Below are 24,655 nucleotides of genomic sequence, written 5' to 3' on the forward strand. Positions count from 1 at the left end.
TTCGCGTGCCGTTCGCGCGACGTTCAACACACCGCCGTAACCGGTATCGATGTCGACCAACAATGGCAATCCGGCGGCACGAACGATTTCCCGCGCCCGTTCCGCCATTTCTGTGGAACTGATAACGCCGAGATCCGGCAGTCCCCGGCTTGCGGTGTATGCCGCCCCGGACAAATAGAGCGCTTCAAATCCCGCTTGTTTCGCCACAAGCGCTGACATGCCGTCGTGAGCGCCGGGAATTTTTAAGATATCATTATGGTTCATCAATTTGCGAAAGGTGCCGGCAAGCTCCATTTGTGATTTCGGTTGATTGATCAGCCAAGACATAAGCTTCTCCTCCCTATTTATACCGTCCATTCGTACATGAAATCCGCCACACTCATCTTTCGAAGCTGGGCATGGTCGGTGCACAGCTTGTAAAGCTTAGCTGCTCTTCGCTCTGGAAAATGCGCCGCCAAATTCTTCTTGAATTTTGCGAACAAGAGCGGCAGCCCTTCTTCCCTTCTTCGCGGATGCCCGATCGGGTACTCGATCGTCACATTTTCCGTGCACGTGCCGTCTTTAAAATAAATTTGCACCGCATTGGCAATCGACCGTTTTTCCGGATCTAAGTAGTCGAGGCTGAATCGTTCCCGTTCACGGACGACCATTTTCTCGCGAAGCGCGTCGATCCGCGCGTCTTCCGCCTCGTCATTTTCATAATGGTCGGCCGTCATTTCCCCGAAAATCAATCCAACTGCGGTAATGTACTGAATGCAATGATCCCGGTCGGCCGGGTTATGCAGCGGACCGGTCTTATCGATGATCCGTTTCGCCGCTTCATGCGTCGTGATCACAACGCTTTCGATTTCACCAAGCCTTCCACGTACATCCTCATGAAGACGGATGGCCGCTTCCAATGCCGTTTGCGCATGAAACTCCGCCGGGTATGCAATTTTGAACAAGACGTTTTCGACAACATAAGAACCGAGCGGGCGCGCGAGCGTCACCTGTTTCCCGCCGAACATCGCATCCTCGACTCCCCAGGTGTCAGCGGTAATCGCTGTGGCATATCCCATCTCCCCTTTAAGCGCCGTCATGGCAAACCATACGCCCCGCCCAGCGGCATCAGCGGCCGCCCATGACTTTCGCGATCCAACATTTGGCGCGTGTCGGTACGTCCGCAAACTCGCGTTGTCGATCCACGCATTGGAAACCGCATTCGCCGTTTCTTCAACCGTTCCGCCCAGCAGTGCACACGAAACAGCGGCAGAGGCAACTTTTACAAACAAAACGTGGTCAAGCCCTTCCCGGTTCAAACTGTTTTCCAAAGCTAAGATCCCTTGGATTTCATGCGCCTTAACGATCGCTTCTAAGACTTCTTGCATCGTGAGCGGACGTTTCCCGCGCGCGATTCTTTCTCGGCTGACGTAGTCGGAAACTGCCAAGATCGCGGCGACATTATCAGAAGGATGCCCCCATTCAGCCGCCAGCCACGTGTCATTGTAATCGAGCCAGCGGATCAAACATCCTATGTTGAAAGCGCCATTAACGGGATCGAGTTCAAACGGCGTTCCGGGAACCCGTGTCCCGTTCGGCACGATTGTGCCGGGGACGATCGGCCCAAGCAATTTCGTGCATTCGGGATAGCGCAGCGAAAGCACAGCGCAGCCGAGAGCATCCATCAAAACGTGGTTTGCCGTCTCCAGTGCTTTCTGCGAGTCAATTTTATGGCAAACGGCGTATTCAGCAACAGCATCAAGCAACGCATCTCTTTTCAATCGTGTCGTTCCCCTTTCTTGCACTTTGATGTCCACTCTTAGAGAAGAACCGCCCAGTAATAGTGTACCGTAATCGCAATGATCGCCAACCAAATTCCGGCGACCGCTGTGCCGACACGAAACAAATCTTTTTCAGAGAAATTGCCGTACGAATAATAGATCATGTGCACGGGGGACTGGGTGACGAGAAAAAATCCAGGAACCCCCGCCAAATAAACGGCCATGGTGAGAAGCAGTGACGACGTCTCCCCTAAATAGCTTCCGATTTCAAGCGAAAGCGGAATCATGATCGTCATGAAACCCAAGAGGCTCACGAAAAACGTACGCAAAATTACCGTAGCGATTAAGAGGACAAGCAACACGGCGAACAAGTGATGGAACGAGAAATACGCGAAAAAATTTTCCGCCACCCACTCCAATGCGCCGGAACGGATAAGCAAGCGGGAAAGCAGAAGCGTCGAGGCAAAGAACAACAGCATCCCCCAATTGACTTGTTTTTTCGCGTCTTCCCATTTCCACACCCCAACGGCAGGTAACATCGTCAACACCGCACCAAAGAGCCCGATCATGGATATGGAATAGCCGTGCAACGGTTGTAAGATCCATAGGAAAATGGTGACGCCGATAATGGCGATCGTTCTCAGCTCAACACCGGATACGCTTCCGATGCGTGCGAGTTCAGCGTCGACGAATGAAATAATCGGCGCGGTGTCGATCTTTTCCGGCGGAAATACGAGCATGAACACCATCCAAAGCAAAACAATGAAAACAACGATCGGCGGCATGAACAAAAGCATCCAATTCAAATAGTTGAGATCGAGCGAAGAGATCGACTGAAACATGCTGAACGCATACAGCGTGGAATTAGCACCCGTCACCACTGCCGCTCCGCCAATACTGACAATATAACTGCTTGCGATGAAAAGCGTTTTTGAGATGTTTTGCGCCTTCTGCCATTTGTTTACGTGCAACGAAACTTTCTCAAGCACCGATACCAACATGTTTCCTCTTCCGACATTCGATGGAACGCACAAGGCCAAAAACAAACCAAGCATCATGAACATGAACAACAAAAACCGGATGCTGCCTTTTGAGAACCGAAGCACGTAAAGCGACAGTCGGTGAGCGAGTCCCGAATTCAAGAAAGCTCCGGCAATGATATACGTGGAAAACAGCAGCCAAACGACGTCCGAGCCAAGGAAACTTAACGTCTTTTCAAACGTGAAAAAGTGAAACGAAACGAGCAGCATTAAGAGCAATGAAGTGACGGGAGCTGGAAGCACGCCCCCCGTCCATAAAATTTGCGCAAGCACGAGGAGCGCAAAAGCTTGAATCATGCCGTTCCAATGAAAAATGACGGGAGAAACAAACAAAACATACAAGAGAAATGCAAAAATGAAATGCAATGATTGTCTGAACATACGGCAACTCCACATCTAAAAGTGCAATCTTATCACGACGGCATGTTCGGGTCTTGATTTTCCTTCTCGTTCTGGAATTTCTTCATGATTAAAGGATAGACGACGGACAAAATCGTCAGGCAGACCAAAATGACCGCTATGGGCGATGCAAAAAAGATATCCAGGCTCCCATCGGAGGCAACCAAACTTTTTCGGAAGTTTTGTTCCATGTCAGAACCGACGATCAAGGCCAAAATAAGCGGCGCGATTGGAAAGTCGAAGATTTTCATGAACAAGCCGATAATGCCGAAGATCACTAGGATGTAAAAATCAATAATACTGTAGTTCAATGTGTACGTGCCGATAAAAGCGAGCACTAAGATGAGCGGATAAAGAATTTTCGGCGGCACGTCCAAAATTTTCACGAATACGCTCACCATGAAAATGTTAATGAGAAACAAAAAGATGTTGCCGAGAAACAAACTGTCGATCAACCCCCAGACGAGATCAGGGTCGTGTTCAAACAGCAACGGTCCCGGTTGAACCCCAAGCATGATCAACACACCAAGCATAACGGCCGTTGTTCCCGATCCGGGGATCCCCATCGTCAGCAGCGGAATCAACGCCCCGACAGAAGCCGAATTATTGGCCGTTTCCGGTGCCGCGACTCCTTCGATTGCACCTTTGCCGAATTCATGGGACCGTTTCGAAAGCGATTTTTCCGTGGAATAGCCGAGCATGGACGCAAGCGAACCGCCAGCCCCCGGCAAAATGCCGATGATAAAGCCGATCGGTGTGCCTCTCATGATCGGGCCTTTGGAACGTTTCCATTGTTCTTTCGTAATCCAGACTCTGCCGTATTTCTTCTTCTTTTCAACCGGGTCGTCGATCGTTAAATAGTTGTACAACACTTCTCCGACCGCGTATACACCGATGATAATGACGAGAAAATCGATGCCTCCGCTTAATTGCGGCAGCCCGAAAGTAAACCGATAAACACCCGTTTGCGTATCGACCCCGACCGTGGACAATAACAAGCCGACGGCCATCGACACAAACCCTTTCGTCATGTTCCCTACAGATAAAGAGACGACCGTAGAAAGAGTAAATAAAAAGAGCAAGAAATACTCAGCGGGGCCGAACTTCAAGGCTAAGTTGGCCATGGGAACAGCCAAAAACATAAATCCGACGACGGCGGCGATCGATCCGATGAACGAACCGATGGCACAAATGGCAATGGCCGCTCCAGCCTGACCGTTTTTCGACATTTGGTAGCCGTCGAATGTGGCGGCGATTGCCGACCCGTCACCCGGCGTGTTCAACAAAATCGAACTGATGGAGCCGCCGTACATAGCTCCCCCGTAAATGGCGGCCATTAAGATTAGGGCGCTCGTCGGATCCATGCCGAACGTAATCGGAATTAATACGGCGATTGCCGTAGCGGGACCGAGACCCGGGAGCATGCCGACGATCGTACCGATAAGTCCCCCGATCATAAGATAAATAATGTTATCCGGCTGCAGCGCCGTCATGAAACCGTGCAAGATTTGCTGAAAATCCAAAAACGTAACCCCCCAACTAAGGCAAACTGATATCCAATAATCCAGTAAAGGCGTACCACGAGCCTAAAGTGAACAATATCGTGACACTGACGTTCGTGATCCATTTGTTTTTGCCGTTAACGATGAACAACAGCACGCCTAGAAACAAAAAAGTCGAAACCAAATAACCGAGGCTTTCGAACATTACCGTGTAAATGACGCACAAAACGAGTGTCGAGATGATGAGCAACGGCGCCCGCCCTTCTTTCAACAAAGCCATTTCGCGCTTGTTTCCATGATCGGCTTTGAAAACGTTGAACAAATACACAAGGCTTGCCAAAAATAGGAACACGCTGACCAAGATGGGAAAATATAAAGGTCCATACGGATCTCCGAGTGTAGCTTTCGGCAACCGAATCGATAAAATAAAAGAAATTACGCCGATCATGAGAAAAAATACCGGCATCATGTATTTCGTCGCATTCATTTCGTCGTCTCCTTCCGACCGTCCTTGAAAGATCGAAATGGATCCTTTAGGATCCATTTCCATCGATCAAATGGACGAATTATTTCGTCAACCCTGAGCTTTGCAGGAGATCGGCATATTTTTCCGTTTCCGATTTCAAGAATTTTTTCGTTTCGGCACTGTCTTTGTAAAACGATTCCCATTCGTTGTTTTTCAAGATTTGTTTCCATTCGTCGGTCTCGACCATAGCCCCGATTTTTTCATCCCAATAAGCGATTTCTTCTTCCGACATGTTCGGCGGACCCATGACGCCTCTCCAGTGCGGGAATACCATGTCCACACCTTCTTCTTTCCACGTCGGAACTTTCTCAAGACCTTCAATTCGTTCCGCGGAAGTTACCGCCAAAATGTTGATCTTTCCTGCCAAGTACTGTTGCTTCGCTTCGGAGACCGACATCGTCGCTACGTCGACATGGCCACCTGCTAGAGCGGTTACAACATCGCCGCCGCTTTCATAAACGAGAAAATCAAGTTTCGTGACGTCCACCCCGTAAGTTTTCGCCGCTTGAACGATCGACAGGTGATCGTCGTTGCCAAGACCCGGGGCAACCCCGATTTTCAACGACTTCGGATCTTCCTTCAATTTTTCCATAACTTCCTTAGCGCTTTTGATCTTCGAATCCTTCGGTACGGCGATCGAGGACCATTCGGTCGTTAAAATGGCGATCGGGGTAAAATCTTCGTACGTTAATTTGCTGTGGCCCAACAAATTGTTGGTAATGATAAGGCTGGAGTTGATCGACAACGTATGCGCGTCTTTCGTTTTGAGATACTTCCAGCCGACTTCGCCGCTGCCGCCCGGTTTGTTGACGACGTTGATCGGTTTGTCGACGAGGTTTTTCTCTTCAAGAACTTTTTGCATCGAACGTGCGGTCAAGTCCCATCCGCCGCCTGGCGATGCAGGTGCGATAAATTCAATGTTTTTCGTCGGAAACGCACTGCTTCCTCCAGATCCTTGCGATGAGCACGCGGATACAATGAGCAATAATAGAGCAACAAGCACAAAAGATAATTTCTTCAAAGTCATCCCTCCGTAATGATTTTCACTCTTTACACAACGATCATAATGGAAACGTTTTCTTTTGTAACCGTTGTTTAAATAAAACGTATTAAGGATTTAAAGGACGTTTTGTTCATTTTGTTCACGAAAAACCATCTTGATCGGCCATCAAGATGGTTTTTCCGACGGATAATATTTTCGTTCCGGCCTGCCGACGATGCCGTATTCGAGATCTGCATGAACTTGGCCGACGGAAAGTAAATACTCCAAATACCTTCTCGCCGTTGTTCGCGAGGCCCCCATTTGCTTGCCCAATTCTTCGGCAGTCATACCGCTGCTCGTCTTTTCAATCATCGTTTTCACTTTCGTAAGCGTGAGCGTATCGATCCCTTTCGGAAGCGGTTCGTGATTCTCGGCTTTTCCTGTTTCTTTATGGAAAAGCTTGTCAACCACTGACTGATTAATATCCGTTTGCTCCGCCTGCGTTAATTTTTCACGATATTGTTTATAATCTTCGATTGTCTGCACAAAACGTTCCAATGAGACCGGCTTGATCAAATAGCTGACCACGCCGTTGCGGATGGACGTTTCCAAAAGTTTTTTCTCCGTCGCAGCAGTGATCATAATGATATCGACATCGGGAAAATGTTCGCGGACTTTCGGAAGCAAATCAGTGCCTAATTCGTCGGGCATGTAAATATCGAGCAACAGCAAATCTACTTTTTGTTGCTGCAACAATTCCATCGTTTCGGCTCCGGTTAACGCTTTTCCGACAAGCGTGACCCCTTGAACTTTTTCCAAAAACCGCTCATGAACCAAAGCGACCCTGAAATCATCTTCCGCTATCGCTACATTAAGCACGTCACTTCTCCCCCTTCTTTGGCACGTATACGGTGAATACCGTTCCACCGCCTTCCGGTTGATCCACCTCGATCGTCCCGTTCCATTCTTTGACGACTTTATGGACGTTCGACAGGCCGTATCCCCTGTCGGTTCCTTTTTTCAAAGAAAACCTGATCGTGAACAATTGATTCAGCGCTTCTTCCGACATCCCATGGCCGTTGTCAGCGACTTCGAAGACGATATCGTTTCCAACATCCATTACAAAAAATTCAACCTTCTTGTTTTCTTGGTCTTGTACCGCTTCGATCGCGTTATCGATTAAATTGCCAAGGACGGTGATCAATTGCGAGATATGAATACGTCCCGGAAGCATTTGCAGCGAACTGTTCGGATCAATGGTAAATTCGACTTTTTTCTCTGAAGCTTTGCCGATTTTTCCGAGCAAAATTGCCTGAACTTTCGCGTCGCGGATTTGATCGAACAAGATTCGATTTTGCAGCATATGGCTGCCGGCTTCATTTTGGATCATATTGATCGCTTCTTCGTATTCCCCGAGCTGCAGCAACCCGGACAAAACATACAATTTGTTCGTAAATTCATGGGTTTGCGCTCGTAGATCTTCCGAGTACTTTTGCACTTCAGACAAAGTGACGATCATGTTTTGAATTTCCGTCTTGTCGCGAAAACTGGACACGACCCCGACGATCTTTCCGTTTTCCTCAACCGGCGTTCGGTTGACGATCAATACCTTATCGTTCAACTCGATTTCTCGATTTGTTTCCGGTTTTCCCGTTTTTAATACTCTCAATAAATGCGAGCTTGGAAATAACTTCTTGTAAGACTGACCAATCGCTTCCTCGTTTAACCCGAGCATTTCTCTTGCCGAATGGTTTAACATCGTAATCATGCCGTTTTCATCTGTCGCGATCACCCCTTCTTTGATCGATAACAAGACGGCATTTCGCTCGCGATACAGCGAAGCAATTTGGTACGGTTCCAGTCCGAGCGTATCTTTCTTGATGTTCCTGGCGAGCAGTATGCTGCCGGCAGCGCCGACCATCAGCACAGCTAATGCCCACAAGGAGCTTTTCGCTACTTTTTTCAATACTTGTTTTTCAATGTCTTCCAATAAAAAACCGACGGTCACGACACCGACGCTTCGTTCATATTTTCCGTAATCGATAAAAATCGGCGCTTTCCCGCGGATCATCGGGCCAAGCCGTCCGGTCGCCGTTGAATTGTAGCTTCCTCCGAAGACGAGTGCCATATAGTTGTCGCCGGGTATCACCTTTTCTCCGATCAGGCTCGCGTCCGGATAAGAATACATCGTCCCTTGACGATTGGAAACGATCACTTCTGCTGCGCCGACCTCATAACGAACTTGCTCAGCCACCGGCTGAATTTCGGCCGACGGATCCTCCGATCGGAAAGCCTGTTTGACGGCAGGCATGAAAGAAACCATTTTTGCCGTCTGAAGTGCCAATTTCGCCGTTTTCTCATGGATTTCTTTCGATTCAAGATAGACCGAAATACCAGTTTGCAAAAGAATGACGAATAAGATCAATGAAATCACGAGTGTTAATATTTTCGTTTGCAACGATACGTTCAACAACTTGTTCACAACATGCCTCAACCCCGAATTCGATGTCTTTGTTTTCACTATTTTAGCAAATTTTCTTCAAAGCAACAGTAAAAAATGTTGTTTGCATCTACAAATATATTTACAATATACATATACGTAGTTTATAATGATATAAAACACAATCCCAATAAAGGAGGTAACATGCATGCCCAACAAAACGATTTATGTGACAGACGCCGACCTTGAAACATTCGAACGAGCCCAAGAGTTGGCAGGCGACAATTTATCGGCGACCATCGCCCAAGCCTTGCGGCGATACATTAAAGCCGAGGAAGCAAAGCAGCAAGGATTCGAAGAAATTCGCATCAAAGTCGGCGAAAAAGGCACGTACACGTACAAACGATTCATTGGAAAAGAACTAGCGAGAACCCATATCGTCGACCGCGAATTGAAACGGGTGACGGTGCTTATCGTCTATCAAACCGCGAAAAAAAGATTTGCGCTTTACACGAAAGAAATTCACAATTGGTCGTTGAATGAATTCGTGCAAAACGTGAATAAAAAAACCGAAGACTTGTCGGAAAAAATTCTTTCCGAAAAGCTCCGGCAAAAGTTGAATTTCAAGTTTTCGTTTGACTTTGACGACGAATTTGGCGTTTGGTCGAAACCGAATAAGTACCGCTTCGACGTGTTCGAAACCGAAGACGAATTGAAGGAACATCTTCCGGCCGATCTCGCCAACGCCGTTCATAGCCAGTTAAACGGCGAATCGGACGTATTCATGGATATTTAACGGTTTGCGTAATGCAGCGCATCTTGCGCTGCTTTTTTTCCTTGTTTGATGCAGTCCGGCAACCCAACGCCTTCGTACGAAGCACCAGCGAAATACAGTCCCGGTAACTCACGCAGTGTTTGTGTTCGCAAATGGTGCAGCCAGCTTAAATGCCCGACGACGTATTGCGGCATTGCCCGCCTCCACCTCGTCACAACAGTGAATGCCGGCTCGCCGTCAATGGTCATCACCCGTTTCAAATCAGACAAGACAATTCTCGCCATTTCATCATCCGGTTTGTTTACAATGGCTTCGTCGCCTGGTTTGCCCACGTAACAGCGCAACAATGCCCGGCCCTTTGGAACCGTGTGCGGCCATTTCTTGTGCGTCCATGTACAAGCGGTCATTTGATACCCTGCTTTTCGAGATACGACAAAACCGGTTCCGTCTTGATCCGACCGTACTTGGTCGGCACGAAAAGCCATGGCGATCGTTGCTACTGTCGTCGCCGGTGCGCCCCCCATTCCGCGCAGGAACGTCGCTCCCGGAAGGAACGTTTCCGCCGCTTCATGAGGAACCGTCGAAATCACGGCATCGGCATGAAGCGATTTTCCAGCCTCCGTCGTAATTCGAAATCTGTCGTCTTGTTTGCGAATATCGCTGATGCTGCTTCCTTTCAAAATGGCTTTTGCAGGCAAAGCAGCTTCCAATTTTTCTACAAGCGAAGACAAGCCGTCCCGCAACGTCAAAAATTGTCCCTTCGCCGCACCGTTGTCTGTCGCATTCGCCCGGCTCTTTCTCATTCCGACCATCAAACTTCGTTCTTTTTGCTCCAACTCGTAAAACTGAGGGAATGTCGCCTTCAAGCTCAAGCGATCGAGATCGCCCGCATAGATGCCGGACAACAACGGTTCGATCAACTTGTCCACCGTTTCGCCGCCGAGCCGCCTTCTGAAGAAATTTCCTACCGAAGGATCATCACCGTCCTTGCGGCGCGGAAGAACGAGATCCAAAGCGCTTCTCGCCTTCGCTGCCGGAGAAAGCAGTTCAGAATCGGTGAAAGCCGACAAATCAATCGGAATCCCCATCGCCGTTCCTTTCGGAATCGGATGGAGAACATCGTCATTTAAGACATATGCCTGCCCTGTCCGGTTGCGAACGAGCGCGTCTTCTAAGCCGGCGTCTTGCACGAGCTCCACAGCGCTTGTTTTGCGGGCGAGAAACGAATCCGGACCTCGCTCGATGACGAAACCGTCTTTCTTGAGCGTGTCGATTTTCCCGCCGAGCCTGTCGTCCATTTCGATCAACGTAAACGTGACTGGTAATCGGTGTTTTCGAATCTCGCGTTGCAAATAAAAGGCCGCCGTTAAACCGGTGATGCCGCCCCCGATAATCACGACATGTTTCTTCATCGGACTCGGGCCTCGTTCCACTTGTTCGCGACGACTGTCGCCAAGCAATCGATGAAAGCGTCCGAAGCGTTCGGCATTGGCGGCCGGTAATAATCGGCACCGAGTTCTTCGCAGACAACTTTGCACTCGTAATCATTGTCATACAAAACTTCCAAATGCTCAGCAACGAACCCAACGGGGCAATAAATGAAAGACGAATAGCCTTTCTGTTCAAACAAATCGCGCGTGAGATCTTGGACGTCGGGGCCAATCCACGGATCCGGCGTATTGCCTGCGCTTTGCCAGCCGATTTCGTAATGATCAATGCCCGCTTCCTTCGCGATCAAGTCCGCCGTTTTTTGCAGTTGCTGCGGGTATGGATCACCGCTTTGCAAAATCTTCTCCGGCAAACTGTGGGCGGAGAAAATCACGATCGTCCGATCCTTTTTTTCATTCGGCACTTTTGCCACCGTCTCTTTTACTTGTTCGGCCCAGTAATGGATGAACTTCGGCTCATCGTACCAATCGTCAACGGAATAAATTGCCGGACCCCCGAGTTCATCGGCTTTCTTCTGTGCCCGTTCGTTATACGATTTAACGCTGAACGTCGAATAATGAGGCGCCAACACGAGACTGACCGCCTCTTCAATGCCGTCGGCGCTCATTTCCTCCACCGCGTCTTCGATGAACGGGTGAATATGTTTCAACCCGAGATACGTCTTGAACTGAACATTTCGGTAACGTTCGTTCAACGCTCGTTCCAGTTTCTCCGCCTGTTCGCGGGTAATGGCGGCCAGGGGAGACGTGCCGCCAATCGCTTCGTATCGTTGCTTCAAATCCTCAAGCAGTTCAGCCGAAGGCTTTCTGCCGCGGCGAATGTGCGTATAGTACGGTTCGATGTCTTCCGGTTTATACGGCGTTCCGTACGCCATCACGAGCAACCCGACTGTTTTCCGTTCCATTACAAACACCTCTCACTATATTCGTGCACAAAAGCCGTCAACCTTTTTAACGTATCGGCTTTCACTTGCGGAAATACCCCGTGGCCAAGGTTGAAAACAAATCCGTCCTGTTCCATGCCTTGATCAAGAATCTCTTTCGCCTTTTCCTCGATCGTCTCCCAAGGCGCCAGCAACAAGGAAGGATCCAAATTTCCTTGCACCGCTTTCGCCACGCCCCGCTCTCTCGCCGTTCTTATGCTCATTCGCCAATCCAAGCCGAGTACGTCAAAACCGAGAGCATTCCATTCTTCGAGCAAATGCCCGGCACCGACACCGAAGTAAATGACCGGAACATCGTGTTCCGCCTTAACATTACGCAATATCCGTTCCATTACCGGAGCGATGTAGGTTCGGTAATCCTCTGCGTTCAGGGCGCCGACCCAAGAGTCAAAAATTTGTACCGCAGCCGCACCGGCATTGATTTGCGCATTCAAATAAGCCGCCGTCATCGACGCCAACTTGTCCATGAGCGCCTGCCATTCTTCCGGTTTCGAATACATAAACCCTTTCGTTAAATGGTAGTTTTTCGATGGCCCGCCTTCAATCATGTAGCTCGCCAGTGTGAACGGAGCCCCGGCGAAGCCGATGAGCGGCACGGCCAATTGCGCTTTCAGCAAACGAACCGTCTCAAGCACGTAAGGAACGTCATCTTCGGGATCTATTCGGTCCAACCGTTCGATGTCGGACATCGTACGGACCGGTTTGTCGATGACCGGTCCAACACCGGACTTGATCTCAACATTGACGCCCATCGGTACAAGCGGCGTCATGATATCGGCAAACAAAATTGCGGCATCCACCGCAAGCTGCCGGACCGGCAACAGCGTGACTTCCGCACAAACTTCGGGATGATGGGTAATTTCAAACAAAGAATAGTTTTCACGGATTTTTCGGTATTCCGGCTGATATCTGCCGGCCTGCCGCATATACCAAACTGGCACCCGGGAAACCGATTGTTTCCTGCACGCTCTCAAAAACGCATCATTGAATGATCGATTGTTCATGACATACACCTTTCAACAACAGATTTTTCATCATTAACAAAGGGATGGAACCCCGGTAAAACCATCTTCTATTATAGAGGAATACAGCGGAACGGGAAAAGGATAGGCGCTCGCCTATCCTTTCCCCCCTCCGAACAGTTTCGGTACCCAATCCGCCGATGCGCGGTTCGATCGCCGTCCCTCCTTGTCCGTTTGCGGATTATACGGTTTCACATAATAGTGCGGCAGCGAAAACGGATTGACCGTCTCGTCGACGAAAGTGCCTTTCCCCGTGACTCTTCCGATTCGTTTCAAGTTCCCGTCGGTCTCCGCATAAATATGATATACCATTCTCTTGTCTGTTGACGGTGTCCACTCCAGCTTAACGGCAGGCAGCCCGAACGTGCCAAGCGTCAAATGCGCTTTCAAGTCGTTCACGTCTTCGAGACGAATCGGCGCTTGCAAGTCTCGGACGTTTTTCGGTTTTGTGAAAGCAAGGTGCTGCTGCTTAGGCAATCGATCGATCAATGCTTTGAAAAGCCGTGTCGGAAAGCTGCTGCCCGAAGTCAAATGCCGGGATTTCGATGTTGAATCGTAGCCCATCCAGACGGCGCCGACGGCTTTCGGCGTATAGCCGACAAACCAAGCGTCAGCGGCCGCTCCGGGAACAGGCGGATACGATGTCGTTCCGGTTTTCCCTGCAAGGTCCGTGTCAACGTCGCCGCGCTTTCCGGTGCCGTTCGTTACGACAGCTTCAAGCATTTTTGTCATGTACCATGCTGTTTGCGATGAAAACACACGCTTCTCGCGCGGATGCGCCTGCGCAACCAAATCGCCGTTTCGATTGTATATGGCCGAAATGAAGTACGGGTCGATGGTCATTCCGTCCGCCGCAAAAGCACGGTATGCGGCCGCCATCTTCAGCGGCGTCACCCCGTATTTCAGGCCGCCGAGCGCCATCGCCAATCCGTCGTCGGGAATGTGAATGCCCATTTGATTCAAATAGTGCTTTCCGGTTTTGATGCCGATTTGATCCAACAACCAAACGGCCGGAGCATTGGCTGAAACTCTCAAGGCGTCGTACATTGTCATTTCTCCGCGATAAACGCCGCCGTGATTTTCCGGTACATACCCTCCGTATGCTTCATAAGCCACTTTCTTATCTTTCAGCAACGAATACGGTTGGTAATTTCCCGTTTCCAGCGCCGGACCGTAAACGACGAGCGGTTTGAACGCCGAACCCGGCTGCTGCTTGACGGTCACCCGGTTCAGCCCTTTTCGCACGTAATTTCTTCCGCCTTGCACAGCAAGCACCCCGCCCGTTTTCACGTCGATCAAGACGAGCGCTCCTTCAGGAGGATGTTCCTTGTCGCTCCCGGGAAAGTACGACGAGTCTTGAAAAAGATCATACGATACTTGCTGCGCCTGGATGCTCATGGGGACGACAATTTTATAGCCGCCTTTCAAGATCGCCTCATTGGATAAATGGTAAAGGCTCTCCGCTTCATCCAAAACCATGTCGATGTACGTCCAATAGGCTTTGTGTTTTTTCATTTTGTGCAAGTCGAGCCCGAGCGTCTCGTGCTTGTACGCAACCGCTTGTTCCACCGTAATGTACCCTTGCTCGGCCATTAAGTCGATGACGAGATCTCTCCGTTCTTTCGCCCGTTCCGGATGATCAATTGGCGAATACGTCGACGGCGCATTTGGAATCGCCGCGAGCAAAGCAGCCTCGGGAACGGTCAACTCAGATACTTTTTTATTAAAATAAAGGTCGGCGGCCGTCGCGATGCCGTACGCCCCGTGGCCGAAATAAATTTGGTTTAAATACATTTGCAAAATTTGTTTCTTGCTGTAACGTCGTTCAAGATTAATGGCGATAATCGCCTCTTTCGTTTTCCTGAGCCACGTCTTGTCGCTCGACAGGAAGACTCGTTTCGCCAATTGCTGTGTAATCGTGCTGCCGCCTTGACTTTTGTTTCCGGATAAAATATCCATGTACAGCGCCCGGAAGATTGCCTGCAAATCGACGCCGTGATGCTCGTAAAAACGGCTGTCCTCGACGGCAATGAATGCGTTTTGCACACTTTCGGGAATTTGGCGGATATTGAGTGGACTTCGGTTTTCGACGTACAACTCCGAGATCGTACGGCCGCGCTGATCAACGATTCGCGTCGTCGAATCCAAGACAAGATCTTGTTTGTCGATGACATAATGGCCGGCAAACAAGATGCAAAGATAGCCGATAAAACCGAGCACTAACGATCCGCCTGCAAGCCCCGCGGCAACCAGCAATTTTTTCCACATGATGAAAACTCCAATCTATGATTGAAAACCATCTTAACGCATCTGCCGCAAAAACGAAACGAATATGTCATTAGTATTTGAGCCGGCATGAAAAAACATGCAGAAAAGAGGAACCCGTCAAGGTTCCTCCAACTAAAGATTCCGACGTTGTTCCAATAAAATTTGATAGCGTTCCTCGAGAGTCTCTTTCTCCGCCGAATCGACGACGAGCGACAACTTGCCGATCACCTCGGCCAGTGCGTTGTCCAATTTCAACCGTTCCAGCTCGTTTCCGCCGCTGGAATTGTTCCGCATCCGTTTCGCACGTAAATAAGCGGCGTAATTCCCATCAAATGAGACAGGTGTCTCATCTTCGAAAACAATCACGTGATCGACCGTGCGATTCAGCAAACGACGGTCATGCGTCGCCAGCAAAATTGTCCCTGGATAAGCCGCGAGCACTTCCTCCAATCTTTCTTGCGTAAACACGTCGAGATAATTCGTCGGTTCGTCAAGCAGCAAAATGTTTTCTCCCGCCAAAAACCGCTGCGCCAAGGCCACTTTCATCCGCTCCCCGCCGCTGAGTACCGAAACCGGTTTCCATACATCTTCCCGCTTGAACAACAAGCGCGCTAACAGCGTACGAATCATCGTTTCCGAATACGGACTGCCCTCCGCCACATTTTCATAAATCGACTTTCCTTCATCGAGCGTCGATAAATCTTGCCGAAAAAATCCGACCTTCCCGCTTCCAGCAACCGTGATCCCTTCGGCGGCGCCGGCAACCATTTTTAACAATGTCGTTTTCCCCGCACCGTTATTCCCGACGAGCGCGACCTTCATGCCCGGTTTCACCGTGCACGAGAAATCACGGAACAACGTTCGCTCGCCTACGGTTTTCGATACGCGGTCGAATCTCACCGCGAATTTCCCTTTCACCGGCGAAAACGCCTGCATATCAAACTGCACCGCCTCCAGCGCCTTCGGCTTTTCCTTCGATTCGAGCTGCTCGAGCCGCGATTCGATCGCCTTCACCGCACGATCGAGCTTCGCTTTCTTCCCTTTCGCATCCATTTTGTGCAGCCGCGCCTCCGAATTGCCCATTCGTTTCGGCGTCTTTTTCATTTTCGCCGCTCTTTCCGTTTTATCCGCGGCTGCCGCTTCCAACCGCCGTTTCTCTTTCACGTATTGCTCGTATTCGAATTGCTCTCTTTCTCGCCTGTGCGCTTTTTGCTCGCGATAAGCGCTGTAATTGCCGTTGTATTCGCGAATCTCTCCGTCTTCAATTTCGATGATCTTAGTGCAGACGGCGTCCATGAGCTCGCGGTCGTGCGAGATGAGGAAAACCGTTCCTCGATACCGGTTGAGTTCATCCTCCAATTGCTCGATTCCGCCGAGATCCAAATGGCTCGTCGGTTCGTCGGCAAACAGCAAGTGCGCTTCTTGTTCAAAGGCGACTGCGATTTTCTTTCGCGTTCGTTCTCCTCCGCTCATCCAGCCTGAATCGACCCCCGCCACATGCCATCGAGATGCCGACTTCTCCCCTGTCGGCGCCGCTGGGCCTTCGAGTTGCGGGATGACGGCGGCATCGCCGAAATGAACAACTTCGCCATGTTCCGGTTCGCTTTCTTTCGCCAAAATCATGAGCAGGGTCGTTTTACCCGCGCCGTTTAAACCGACGATGCCAACGCGCTCGTGTTCGTGAACTTGAATCGATTCCACGCGAAAAATGAGACGGTCGCCGAAACTTTGCTGCAGATGGTTCGCTTTCAGCATTAACATAAAAAAATCCCTCCCTGAAGTTTCGGGGAGGCATTCGTGCACGTCACGCAAAACGGCCGCAAGACACATGCAGATCGATAGCATGCGAAAATAAACGCCCGTCGCAAACGAGTGAATGGCCATGAAGGCAGACGAATCCTATCCCCGAAATCGAAATTCATCAAAATGAAACGATTCGTTAGAGAATAGGATAATCGATCATTGGCCAAGCACCGTTCCTTTCCGTTCAATTTTCAATTCTTTTACATTATACGCACGAAAAATCTTCGTGTCAAAACTTTCCGAAAGAAAACATCCGCCACCGGAGTGACCGGTGACGGATGGCATCTTACTTTATTGGGTAAGCGCCGGGATCAATGAATTCGCTTTCGGAGACCCGATTCCAGTGACGAGGTCGTAGCCCGCTTTTGCAGCGAATCCCCCGTTGTTGCCTGAAGTGATGTCGTAGAAATTAGCAACGTAACCGCTGCTGCCGGTATCCCCGGCAATTTGATACAGCTTAGTCAACGTTTCCGTGCTTGACAACGGTGATGTGCGCCCTTGATCGGCAAGCGCGATCAACGCGGCCCAACACGGGGCTCCGAGGCTTGTCCCGCCGACTTGGAACCAGCCTTTTTCTCCTTGCAGTCTCGTGCTGTCATAGACAGCAACGCCGGTGTTCGGATCAGCATCAAAGGAAATGTCCGGCACGCCTCTCGACGATCCGACAACCGATTGCCAAGCGTCTTGGTAATTCGGGCGCGCGAAGTAATTGCTTAACCCGCCGCCGGAACCGTCCCAGGCCGAAACACTTAAGCGGTTTCCGCTCTCATCGAGGTTGAGCGTGGTGCCTCCAACGGCAACCACGTTAGGAGAAGCTGCCGGCCAAATGACTCCAGCCCCGCTGTCACCCGAAGAGGCCGTATAAGTGATGCCGGGATGCTGAAAATGTGAATCGTAGCTCGCTTCGGAAGAAAATTCGGAAGCGCCCCAACTGTTGGAAACCACCTCCGCGCCGTGGGAAGAGGCATAATCCTCGGCAGACAACAAATCCGCCAGTGAATTAGACTTGGCGACGACCAACAAAATTTTCGCATCCGGAGCGATCGCGTGCGCCCATTCGACATCCATCGAAGTTTCGAGCGCCCATCCGCCGTCGGTTCTTCTTGGTTTCCCGTCTGGATACACGACGGTCAAATCCGCAGGCGGCAATCCGAATTGTTGATTGAACGTTTGCAAATCTTGTTTGATCGTCGGACTCCCGTACGCATCCACGATCGCAATCGTTTGCCCCGTTCCGGTATAAGACAGTTCATCGACACCGTAAGCGTTGCGGATCTGATCTGGCGTATAACCGTATTGATAAGTAGAGGTTGCCCCGTTTTTCACGTGAATCGGAGGATGTGCCGTGATCGCAGGCTTATGAGCATTGCCTCCTTGCGCAAAAGCCGGTGAAAACGATCCTCCCATGAGAAAACCGAGTGCCAATCCACCAACGGCCAGCTTTTTTAAACGTTTCATAAAGCCCTCCCGTAACAAATTTTTTCAAAGACGGTTTCTCCTGTTTCCCATTTCACTGTTTAACGGCCCGCGCCCAACGATTCGGCAAAATCCCCGATCCCCCTTCGTGATTTTCTTCGAACTTCTGACCTCCTTTCGCATTCGACGAGCGAATGTATCGTCAATATAAGCGTAGCACGTCCTTTCTTTGTGAAAAATAAGAAAATTGGACCGATTTTCCATTCTCATTCCGAAAACGTCTATCGTTTCTCCTCAGACGAAAGTCACATTGATTCGACAAACGAAAAAAAGCCGCTCGCAACGTGTCGAAAACACTCGCAACGGCTTTTCGCATCCAGCTCGTTCGTTCAATTTTTTAAGTTATGCCGATTGGCGTAGATGGCTGCTTGCGTTCGATCGCTCACTTGCAGCTTATGCAAAATGTGGCTGACGTGAGTCTTCACTGTTTTTAAACCTATGTACAACTCATCGGCGATTTCTTTGTTCGTTTTTCCCTCGCCGAGCAGCACCAACACTTCCCGTTCCCGGTTCGTCAAGTCATCGTGCGGAAGCTGCCGGCCGGCGCCGCGCATTTTCGTCATCATTTTTCCGGCCACTTTCGATTCGATAACCGCCTCACCATCAGCCGCTTTGCGGATCGCTGCAGCAATCTCTTCCGCTGGCGCCGTTTTCAACAAATAGCTGAACGCTCCCGCCTCAATCGCCGGAAACACTTTCTCATCGTCATAATAACTGGTGAGAATGATAATTTTGCACAGCGGCAAAACCGATACGATCCGTTCTGTTGAAACAATCCCATTCCCGTTCTCCATGACAAGGTCCATTAAAATGACGTCCGGCCGCAATTCTTTTGCCTTTCGCACAGCTTCATCGCCCCCGGAAGCCTCGCCGACAAGCGCAAAATCTTCTTCCGTTTCGAGATACGCCCGCAGCCCGCGTCTCACCATTTCATGGTCGTCGACAATCATAACGTTAATTTTCGCCATCTTCATTTATCCCCTCCATGCGCAGCGGAACTTTCACATCGACGATGGTGCCCGCATCTTTCCGTGAAGTGATCGTCAAGGCAGCGCCGATTTCATCACAACGCTCTTGCATCGTGCGCAGTCCGTAGGAAGTTTTTTTCTCGTTCGCAACATCAAACCCTTTCCCGTCGTCTCTTAAATGCAAATGAACATGCCGCTCGCCGCGATGCAGGCGCAGTTTCACCGTATCCGCCCGCGAATGACGCAAAATATTGGCCAATCCTTCCTGGATGACACGAAACAAATGATCCTCAATCCCTTTCGGAAGCTCTCCGAGATTTTGCGCATCCAACTCGAACACCATTCCCGAGCGGCCTTCGAGTTCTCCGGCCAGTTTCTTCACCGCCTCGACGAGCGAATCGCCGGACAAATGTACCGGCCGCAAATGAAGCAACAGCGCCCGCATTTCTCCTTGCGCCTTCGCTGCCGTTTCCGCCGCTTCTTTCATTTGCTGCTTCGCGGCCTCCTTATCGCTGTCGATCCGTTTCACGGCAGCCGACGCAAGCATGTTCACGGCAAACAACTGCTGACTGACGGCATCGTGCAAATCTCGCGCCAGCCGCTGTCTTTCCTCTATTGCCGCTGCCGCGCTCGCCTTTTCCGCCAGCACCGCCTTCTCGTTCGCCAGCTTTTGCAAGGAATCGACTTGCTTCTGCATTTTATCCGCCCACTCATTCAATTCACGGGCGATCAAGGCAATTTCATCCCCGCCGTCGTCCTTGATGCGACGGGAAAGATTGCCTCTGGACAAAACGACAATGTGCGCCGAGAGGTCGCGCAATCTTTTTCTGAGCGCACGCCGCTCCTGAAAAGACCTAATAAATCCGAATGCAAACGTAACGGCAAATCCTGTCAAACTCATCGTGAAGCATAATCCCGCATTTTGATCTTCCGGATGCAACAGCACCCACAATTGAAACACGAGAAACAATATGGCTCCCGCATACAAAGAGGTGACAAGCCATCGAAGCATCCAACCGGAATTTTCATTATAAAATGCCGTCATTAGTCGCCCCCTCACACACGGTCGATTCTCAGGTCGAGCACTTTGAAATCAAAAGCGAACGTCAATTTTCGTTCCGCCTCTTCATATCCGCTCGTTTGGAAGTGAAACTGTTTCAAGAGCCCTTCCTCAGTCCTGTCGCCGACTTTGATTTCGCCGACCGCCGCCTTCGCGTCTACGGAAAACTCGACATCTTCGGGAATGATCACTTTAACGTCGCCGACCCAGCCGCGCAGCTCAATCGGTGTCTCTTTCTCTTGAATAAACGCTCTTGTAAAGTCAAAATCGTAATCTGCGACACCGGTTGACCGATAGATCGGTTCCACCAGCCAATTGTCTTCATTAAAGGTAACGTCACTGACAATATGCCAAGCCGAAGTCTGTTTCGCATGTTTCTTGCCGCTAGTCTTTACAGTAACGTGCAAGCGGCTGCCGGCCATCATCTTCACGCCAAAATAAACGAGCAAATACGGCCACAATTGCCAAATCATCGAAAACGTAAAATCGATCCATCCGAACCGATTCAAGCTTAACAATCCGCCGAAAAGAAGCAGAAACAACCCCCAAAACAAGCTGCCTCGCCTTCCCCGTGAAAATAGCCGGAGAATAAACAACCATCCTCCCCAAACGAACAATAGAAACGGATACAGAAGAATGATCGCTTCCGATATTTCCAAGGAAATGAATTGAGTATTGACAAGCAAAAGCAAGATTCCGAGCCCAATTAAACATAAGGCAGCCATTACATGTCCTGCCGATCGCCTTTTCATCGCACATCCCTCACTGTTCAACACGCCATTGCACACTTTTCAAAATAACGAGAAACGACAAAACCATGTAACCGATTAAGAACAAGACATTTTTCGTAACTTCGCTCGTCCAGCCCTGTAACGCCAACTGACGAAACGCTTCGGCCACGTAAGTGGTCGGGAATAAATAGGCCGTCCATTGCAAAAATTTCGGCAGCATGCTCATCGTCACCATGACAGGCGACAAAAAGCTGATAAACATCAACAACGTTTGCGAAAGCATGTTCGTAAACTGGTGATTCGGCGAAAGAAAACCAATCGCCGTGCCGATGCCTGCACAAGATAGAACAGACAACAGCAAAACGGGAATCATACCCAAACTATAATGGAATTCAATATGATAAACAAGCTGTCCGATAATTGCCAAAATAATAACGGATGGGAACGACATCATGAGTCCACGCATGAAAACGGCAAAAATAAAGTTTAATTTATAAATCGGCAGCGACGCGTAAAAAACAAAATGCCCTTGATGCTTTTGCCAGGAAATATCTTGGGACAGCGCATTGATTGCCATGACGACGATGGCGAACACCATATTCCCGGTAATAATGCGCATCATCGTTTCCGGAGTCGGATCCACCGTGTAAAATTTCAAGAATAACAACGTGCTGAAAGGAAACATCGAAGCCAAACCAATGACCCACAGCCACGAATCGCGAATTTCGGCGAATTGAATGCGAAACAACAACCAAATCTGTGTTAAAATTCGCCCAAGCGGACGCACCGATGACTTCCTTCCGACATGCGTCTCGGCGATGACATTCGTTTTATTTTCCATGTTCAAACCCCTCCCGTCCGCCAAGATGAAAATATACGTCTTCCAAACTAGGCGGAAGCAACTTGTATTCCTCGCACGCCATTTGTTCGCTGTTTTCTACCATTTCCTGCACCGTTTCCCCCGCTTGTTGCTTGTCAATGAACAACCGGAAACGGTTTTCGCTCACGACTTCGATTTCCCCGCGTCTCCTTAGCCAATCCTCAGCGACTTTTCGCTTCCCGAAAGCCGAAGTCACTTCGATTCGCAATCGTTGATCAACCATGTTTTTTAAGTTGCCTACTGTATCGATCGCCAACAATTCCCCCTTGTCGACCATCATCACACGATCGACAACCTGTTCAGCTTCAAGAACGTTATGCGTCACAAGCAACACCGTCACGCCGCGCTCTTTATTCGATTCGAGAATTAAATTCCAAACGAGCCGGCGGTTTTCCGGATCCAACTCGTTCGTCGGTTCATCGAGAATAAGCACTTCCATGTGCCCGATCAGTGCCGCCGCGATCCCGACGAGCCGCTTTTGCCCGCCGGATACCCGCCGCAACAATTTATGCCTCACATTCGTCAACTTCAGCCGCTCAATCAGCCATTCGCCGGCCTCATCGGCATCAGCCTTCGTCATTCCTCGCAAACGCCCGGTGAACTTAATAGCCTCAGAAACTTTCAATTTTTCCATCGCGTAAGGTTCTTGCGCATAATAAGCGACTTGTTCCGCGACCCGCGCCGTTTGCTCAAACAATCGGTTTCCTCGAAACCAAATATCTCCCTTCGTCGGCCGAATGTGGCCGACCATCTGCTTGATCAACGTCGATTTCCCCGCCCCGTTCGGACCGAACACGCCGAGAATTTCTCCTTTGTTCACCGTGAACGAAATGTTTTTGTTCGCTTTCACTTTTCCTTTTTTGTACGTCTTTTCAAGATTCTTCACTTCGTAAATCGGCGGCATTTTCACGCCAACTCCCTTCCTCACGCCATCCTTGCCTTCATCTTACCGTTCCCGGCAACACCCGCGAAACGTTCCGCAGAACGGTTTTCTCTCCGTCCCGAGACGGAGAAGCGAACCGACTGTTCCTCACAAAAAAAAAGACTTCCAATCATTTTGGAAGTCGAGACATCAGTATAAAAAATATCTTCATCATTGTTCCGTAACGTAACCTGCCGCTCACAAGCTATTTTCCGATAAGAATCAACCCGAATTCATGATCCACTGATTTAGTCATGACTGATTTCGCAACATCTTGAAAAAGAATCAAACCAAATTCATCATCCACCGATTTTTGCATGATGTTAATAAGAATAAGCCCAAATTCATGATCCACCGATTTTTCAAACATATTCGATTTTGATAACTCACTCTCTATAACAGGATTTAACGAGAAAGCACTAACAGCCAAACCAATTAAAAGAGCCAGACTAAGCAATACTTTCTTCACCATGTAATGCACGCTCCTTATTCATTGTATATCTTGATTCTGTTGCAAGTCTTAAATATTCGTAAGCCTCTTTGTATTGTTCTATACCACCGAAATAATGGGCCAATTCTTCACCATATTCAATTACTAATTCCCATTCACCTATCCTTTTAAAATACGAAATAGCTTCTTGGTAACTTTCTTTAAAATTGGCCGGACTGACGAACTTTGCTTTTAGCAAAGAAAATCGATAATAATAATACAGATCATTACTATTATCCTTAGTGAATTGGATGCCAGATTCAAGCAAGTTTTTCGCGGTTTCAACTTCGTCTATCGCAAAATAATTTCTTGCTAACAAATATTGAATCTTACATTGAAACACACGATCATGATAATTTTTCAAATGAATTTGAGCTTGTTTTAAATAATCAATAGCCAACTTCGGTTTTGATTGATGAGTATAAAATACGCCAATATTATTTAAAACGATAGGTTTCAAATAAGCATCGTTGGATTTTTCAACAAAAATTAATGCTTGATGATAATGTTTTTCCGCATCCGCGTATTGAAAAATATCCTTGCTGTTAATACCAAGTCCATTTTCACAAAAAGCCAATTTTTTAAAATCGGATTCCTTTTTATAAATTTCTTTCGCTTTTGTAAAATAATGAATGGACAGCGTAACTCGATAAATCCGGTGACAGCAAACTCCAATTCGGTAATACAATTCCGCGGATTCTATTAATCCAATATTATGATTCAACATTCGTGCCTTATTATAAAAATCAAGCGCTAACCTATACTCGCGCCGCTCAAAATGGTAAATCCCCCTAAAGAGAGAATAAAAATAATTGAGCCAGTACTGCTCATTGTCCTCGTCGGGGTCCACTTCCGCGATGGCGGATGAAAACTTTTCCAGTTCCTTATACATCAAATGATACCGCGCAACCATTAACTTGTAAAGGGCTTTCAGATCGAAATCCGAAAACTTTTGTTCCTCATTTGTGATTTCAAGTTTCATTTTGTCGGCTTTTTCAAAGTCTTGGTCTTTCATGACAGCATACCAAGACAGTAAACGATTCTTTTGATCCTCTACATTCATTTACACACCTCTAATGTTAAATATAGTCCGAAATTGCCATTATGGAAAAATTTTAGCAATTTATATACTGAAATTCGCAATAATTTAACAAAATCCTGCTATTTTTGTAAAATAACTTGAATTGAGAGAAAAGCCCTATTTCTAAATGGGTATATT

22 protein-coding genes are annotated in these 24,655 nt (G+C 48.8%); 1 reads left to right on the forward strand and 21 read right to left on the reverse strand.

Annotated elements, in window-relative coordinates; genetic code table 11:
- The 8 genes from VFK44_06020 to VFK44_06055 all read right to left on the reverse strand — a co-directional run.
- Positions 1-327 (reverse strand): isocitrate lyase/phosphoenolpyruvate mutase family protein (locus VFK44_06020; GenBank protein HET7627930.1); only part of this gene is annotated, 327 nt, incomplete at its 3' end.
- A gap of 17 nt (positions 328-344) precedes the next feature.
- Entirely contained in the window at positions 345-1,760 is a 1,416-nt protein-coding gene (locus tag VFK44_06025) for a bifunctional 2-methylcitrate dehydratase/aconitate hydratase (GenBank protein HET7627931.1), read from the reverse strand.
- Between the two features lie 38 nt (positions 1,761-1,798).
- A complete protein-coding gene (locus tag VFK44_06030; protein HET7627932.1) occupies positions 1,799-3,181 on the reverse strand; it encodes an SLC13 family permease in 1,383 nt (460 codons plus the stop codon).
- Positions 3,182-3,213: 32 nt separating this feature from the next.
- On the reverse strand, positions 3,214-4,692 hold the full coding sequence (locus tag VFK44_06035; protein ID HET7627933.1) for a tripartite tricarboxylate transporter permease: 1,479 nt from the start codon (positions 4,690-4,692) through the stop codon (positions 3,214-3,216).
- A gap of 46 nt (positions 4,693-4,738) precedes the next feature.
- On the reverse strand, positions 4,739-5,188 hold the full coding sequence (locus VFK44_06040) for a tripartite tricarboxylate transporter TctB family protein (protein HET7627934.1): 450 nt from the start codon (positions 5,186-5,188) through the stop codon (positions 4,739-4,741).
- A 79-nt stretch (positions 5,189-5,267) separates the two neighbouring features.
- A complete protein-coding gene (locus VFK44_06045; GenBank protein ID HET7627935.1) occupies positions 5,268-6,248 on the reverse strand; it encodes a tripartite tricarboxylate transporter substrate binding protein in 981 nt (326 codons plus the stop codon).
- A gap of 147 nt (positions 6,249-6,395) precedes the next feature.
- Entirely contained in the window at positions 6,396-7,088 is a 693-nt protein-coding gene (locus VFK44_06050; GenBank protein ID HET7627936.1) for a response regulator, read from the reverse strand.
- Between the two features lies 1 nt (position 7,089).
- The gene (locus tag VFK44_06055; GenBank protein ID HET7627937.1) at positions 7,090-8,691 is read right to left on the reverse strand and encodes a sensor histidine kinase; all 1,602 of its coding nucleotides are present in this window, start codon (positions 8,689-8,691) and stop codon (positions 7,090-7,092) included.
- A 166-nt stretch (positions 8,692-8,857) separates the two neighbouring features.
- Between VFK44_06055 and VFK44_06060 the strand changes: the two genes are divergently transcribed.
- Entirely contained in the window at positions 8,858-9,445 is a 588-nt protein-coding gene (locus VFK44_06060; GenBank protein ID HET7627938.1) for an EXLDI protein, read from the forward strand.
- On the opposite strand, the gene hemY is transcribed toward VFK44_06060, so the two are convergent.
- The 13 genes from hemY to VFK44_06125 form a co-directional block, all read right to left on the reverse strand.
- On the reverse strand, positions 9,442-10,836 hold the full coding sequence (gene hemY, locus VFK44_06065; GenBank protein HET7627939.1) for a protoporphyrinogen oxidase: 1,395 nt from the start codon (positions 10,834-10,836) through the stop codon (positions 9,442-9,444). The two genes, VFK44_06060 and hemY, sit on opposite strands and share 4 nt — an antisense overlap.
- On the reverse strand, positions 10,833-11,777 hold the full coding sequence (gene hemH / locus VFK44_06070) for a ferrochelatase (GenBank protein ID HET7627940.1): 945 nt from the start codon (positions 11,775-11,777) through the stop codon (positions 10,833-10,835). The genes hemY and hemH overlap by 4 nt, the downstream gene beginning before the upstream one ends.
- Positions 11,777-12,820: a uroporphyrinogen decarboxylase gene (gene hemE / locus VFK44_06075; GenBank protein HET7627941.1), complete on the reverse strand. Its 1,044-nt coding sequence runs from the start codon at positions 12,818-12,820 to the stop codon at positions 11,777-11,779. The genes hemH and hemE overlap by 1 nt, the downstream gene beginning before the upstream one ends.
- A 114-nt stretch (positions 12,821-12,934) precedes the next feature.
- Positions 12,935-15,106: a PBP1A family penicillin-binding protein gene (locus VFK44_06080; GenBank protein HET7627942.1), complete on the reverse strand. Its 2,172-nt coding sequence runs from the start codon at positions 15,104-15,106 to the stop codon at positions 12,935-12,937.
- A 132-nt stretch (positions 15,107-15,238) separates the two neighbouring features.
- Entirely contained in the window at positions 15,239-16,867 is a 1,629-nt protein-coding gene (abc-f, locus tag VFK44_06085) for an ABC-F type ribosomal protection protein (protein ID HET7627943.1), read from the reverse strand.
- A 333-nt stretch (positions 16,868-17,200) separates the two neighbouring features.
- Positions 17,201-18,367: a S53 family peptidase gene (locus VFK44_06090; protein HET7627944.1), complete on the reverse strand. Its 1,167-nt coding sequence runs from the start codon at positions 18,365-18,367 to the stop codon at positions 17,201-17,203.
- Positions 18,368-18,714: 347 nt separating this feature from the next.
- Positions 18,715-19,353 (reverse strand): response regulator transcription factor, encoded by a 639-nt coding sequence (locus VFK44_06095; protein ID HET7627945.1) that lies wholly within the window; start codon positions 19,351-19,353, stop codon positions 18,715-18,717.
- Complete coding sequence (locus VFK44_06100; GenBank protein HET7627946.1) at positions 19,340-20,398, reverse strand: sensor histidine kinase; 1,059 nt, start codon at positions 20,396-20,398, stop codon at positions 19,340-19,342. The genes VFK44_06095 and VFK44_06100 overlap by 14 nt, the downstream gene beginning before the upstream one ends.
- Before the next feature lie 11 nt (positions 20,399-20,409).
- A complete protein-coding gene (liaF, locus tag VFK44_06105; protein HET7627947.1) occupies positions 20,410-21,165 on the reverse strand; it encodes a cell wall-active antibiotics response protein LiaF in 756 nt (251 codons plus the stop codon).
- A gap of 10 nt (positions 21,166-21,175) precedes the next feature.
- Positions 21,176-21,985: an ABC transporter permease gene (locus VFK44_06110; GenBank protein HET7627948.1), complete on the reverse strand. Its 810-nt coding sequence runs from the start codon at positions 21,983-21,985 to the stop codon at positions 21,176-21,178.
- Entirely contained in the window at positions 21,975-22,952 is a 978-nt protein-coding gene (locus VFK44_06115) for an ABC transporter ATP-binding protein (GenBank protein HET7627949.1), read from the reverse strand. Before VFK44_06115 ends, VFK44_06110 begins: the two co-directional genes overlap by 11 nt.
- A 199-nt stretch (positions 22,953-23,151) precedes the next feature.
- A complete protein-coding gene (locus VFK44_06120) occupies positions 23,152-23,418 on the reverse strand; it encodes a hypothetical protein (GenBank protein HET7627950.1) in 267 nt (88 codons plus the stop codon).
- Complete coding sequence (locus VFK44_06125; GenBank protein ID HET7627951.1) at positions 23,396-24,499, reverse strand: hypothetical protein; 1,104 nt, start codon at positions 24,497-24,499, stop codon at positions 23,396-23,398. The genes VFK44_06120 and VFK44_06125 overlap by 23 nt, the downstream gene beginning before the upstream one ends.
- Between the last annotated feature and the right edge of the window lie 156 nt (positions 24,500-24,655).

It is taken from the genome of Bacillales bacterium, from assembly GCA_035700025.1.
Taxonomy (GTDB): Bacteria; Bacillota; Bacilli; order Bacillales; family DASSOY01; genus DASSOY01.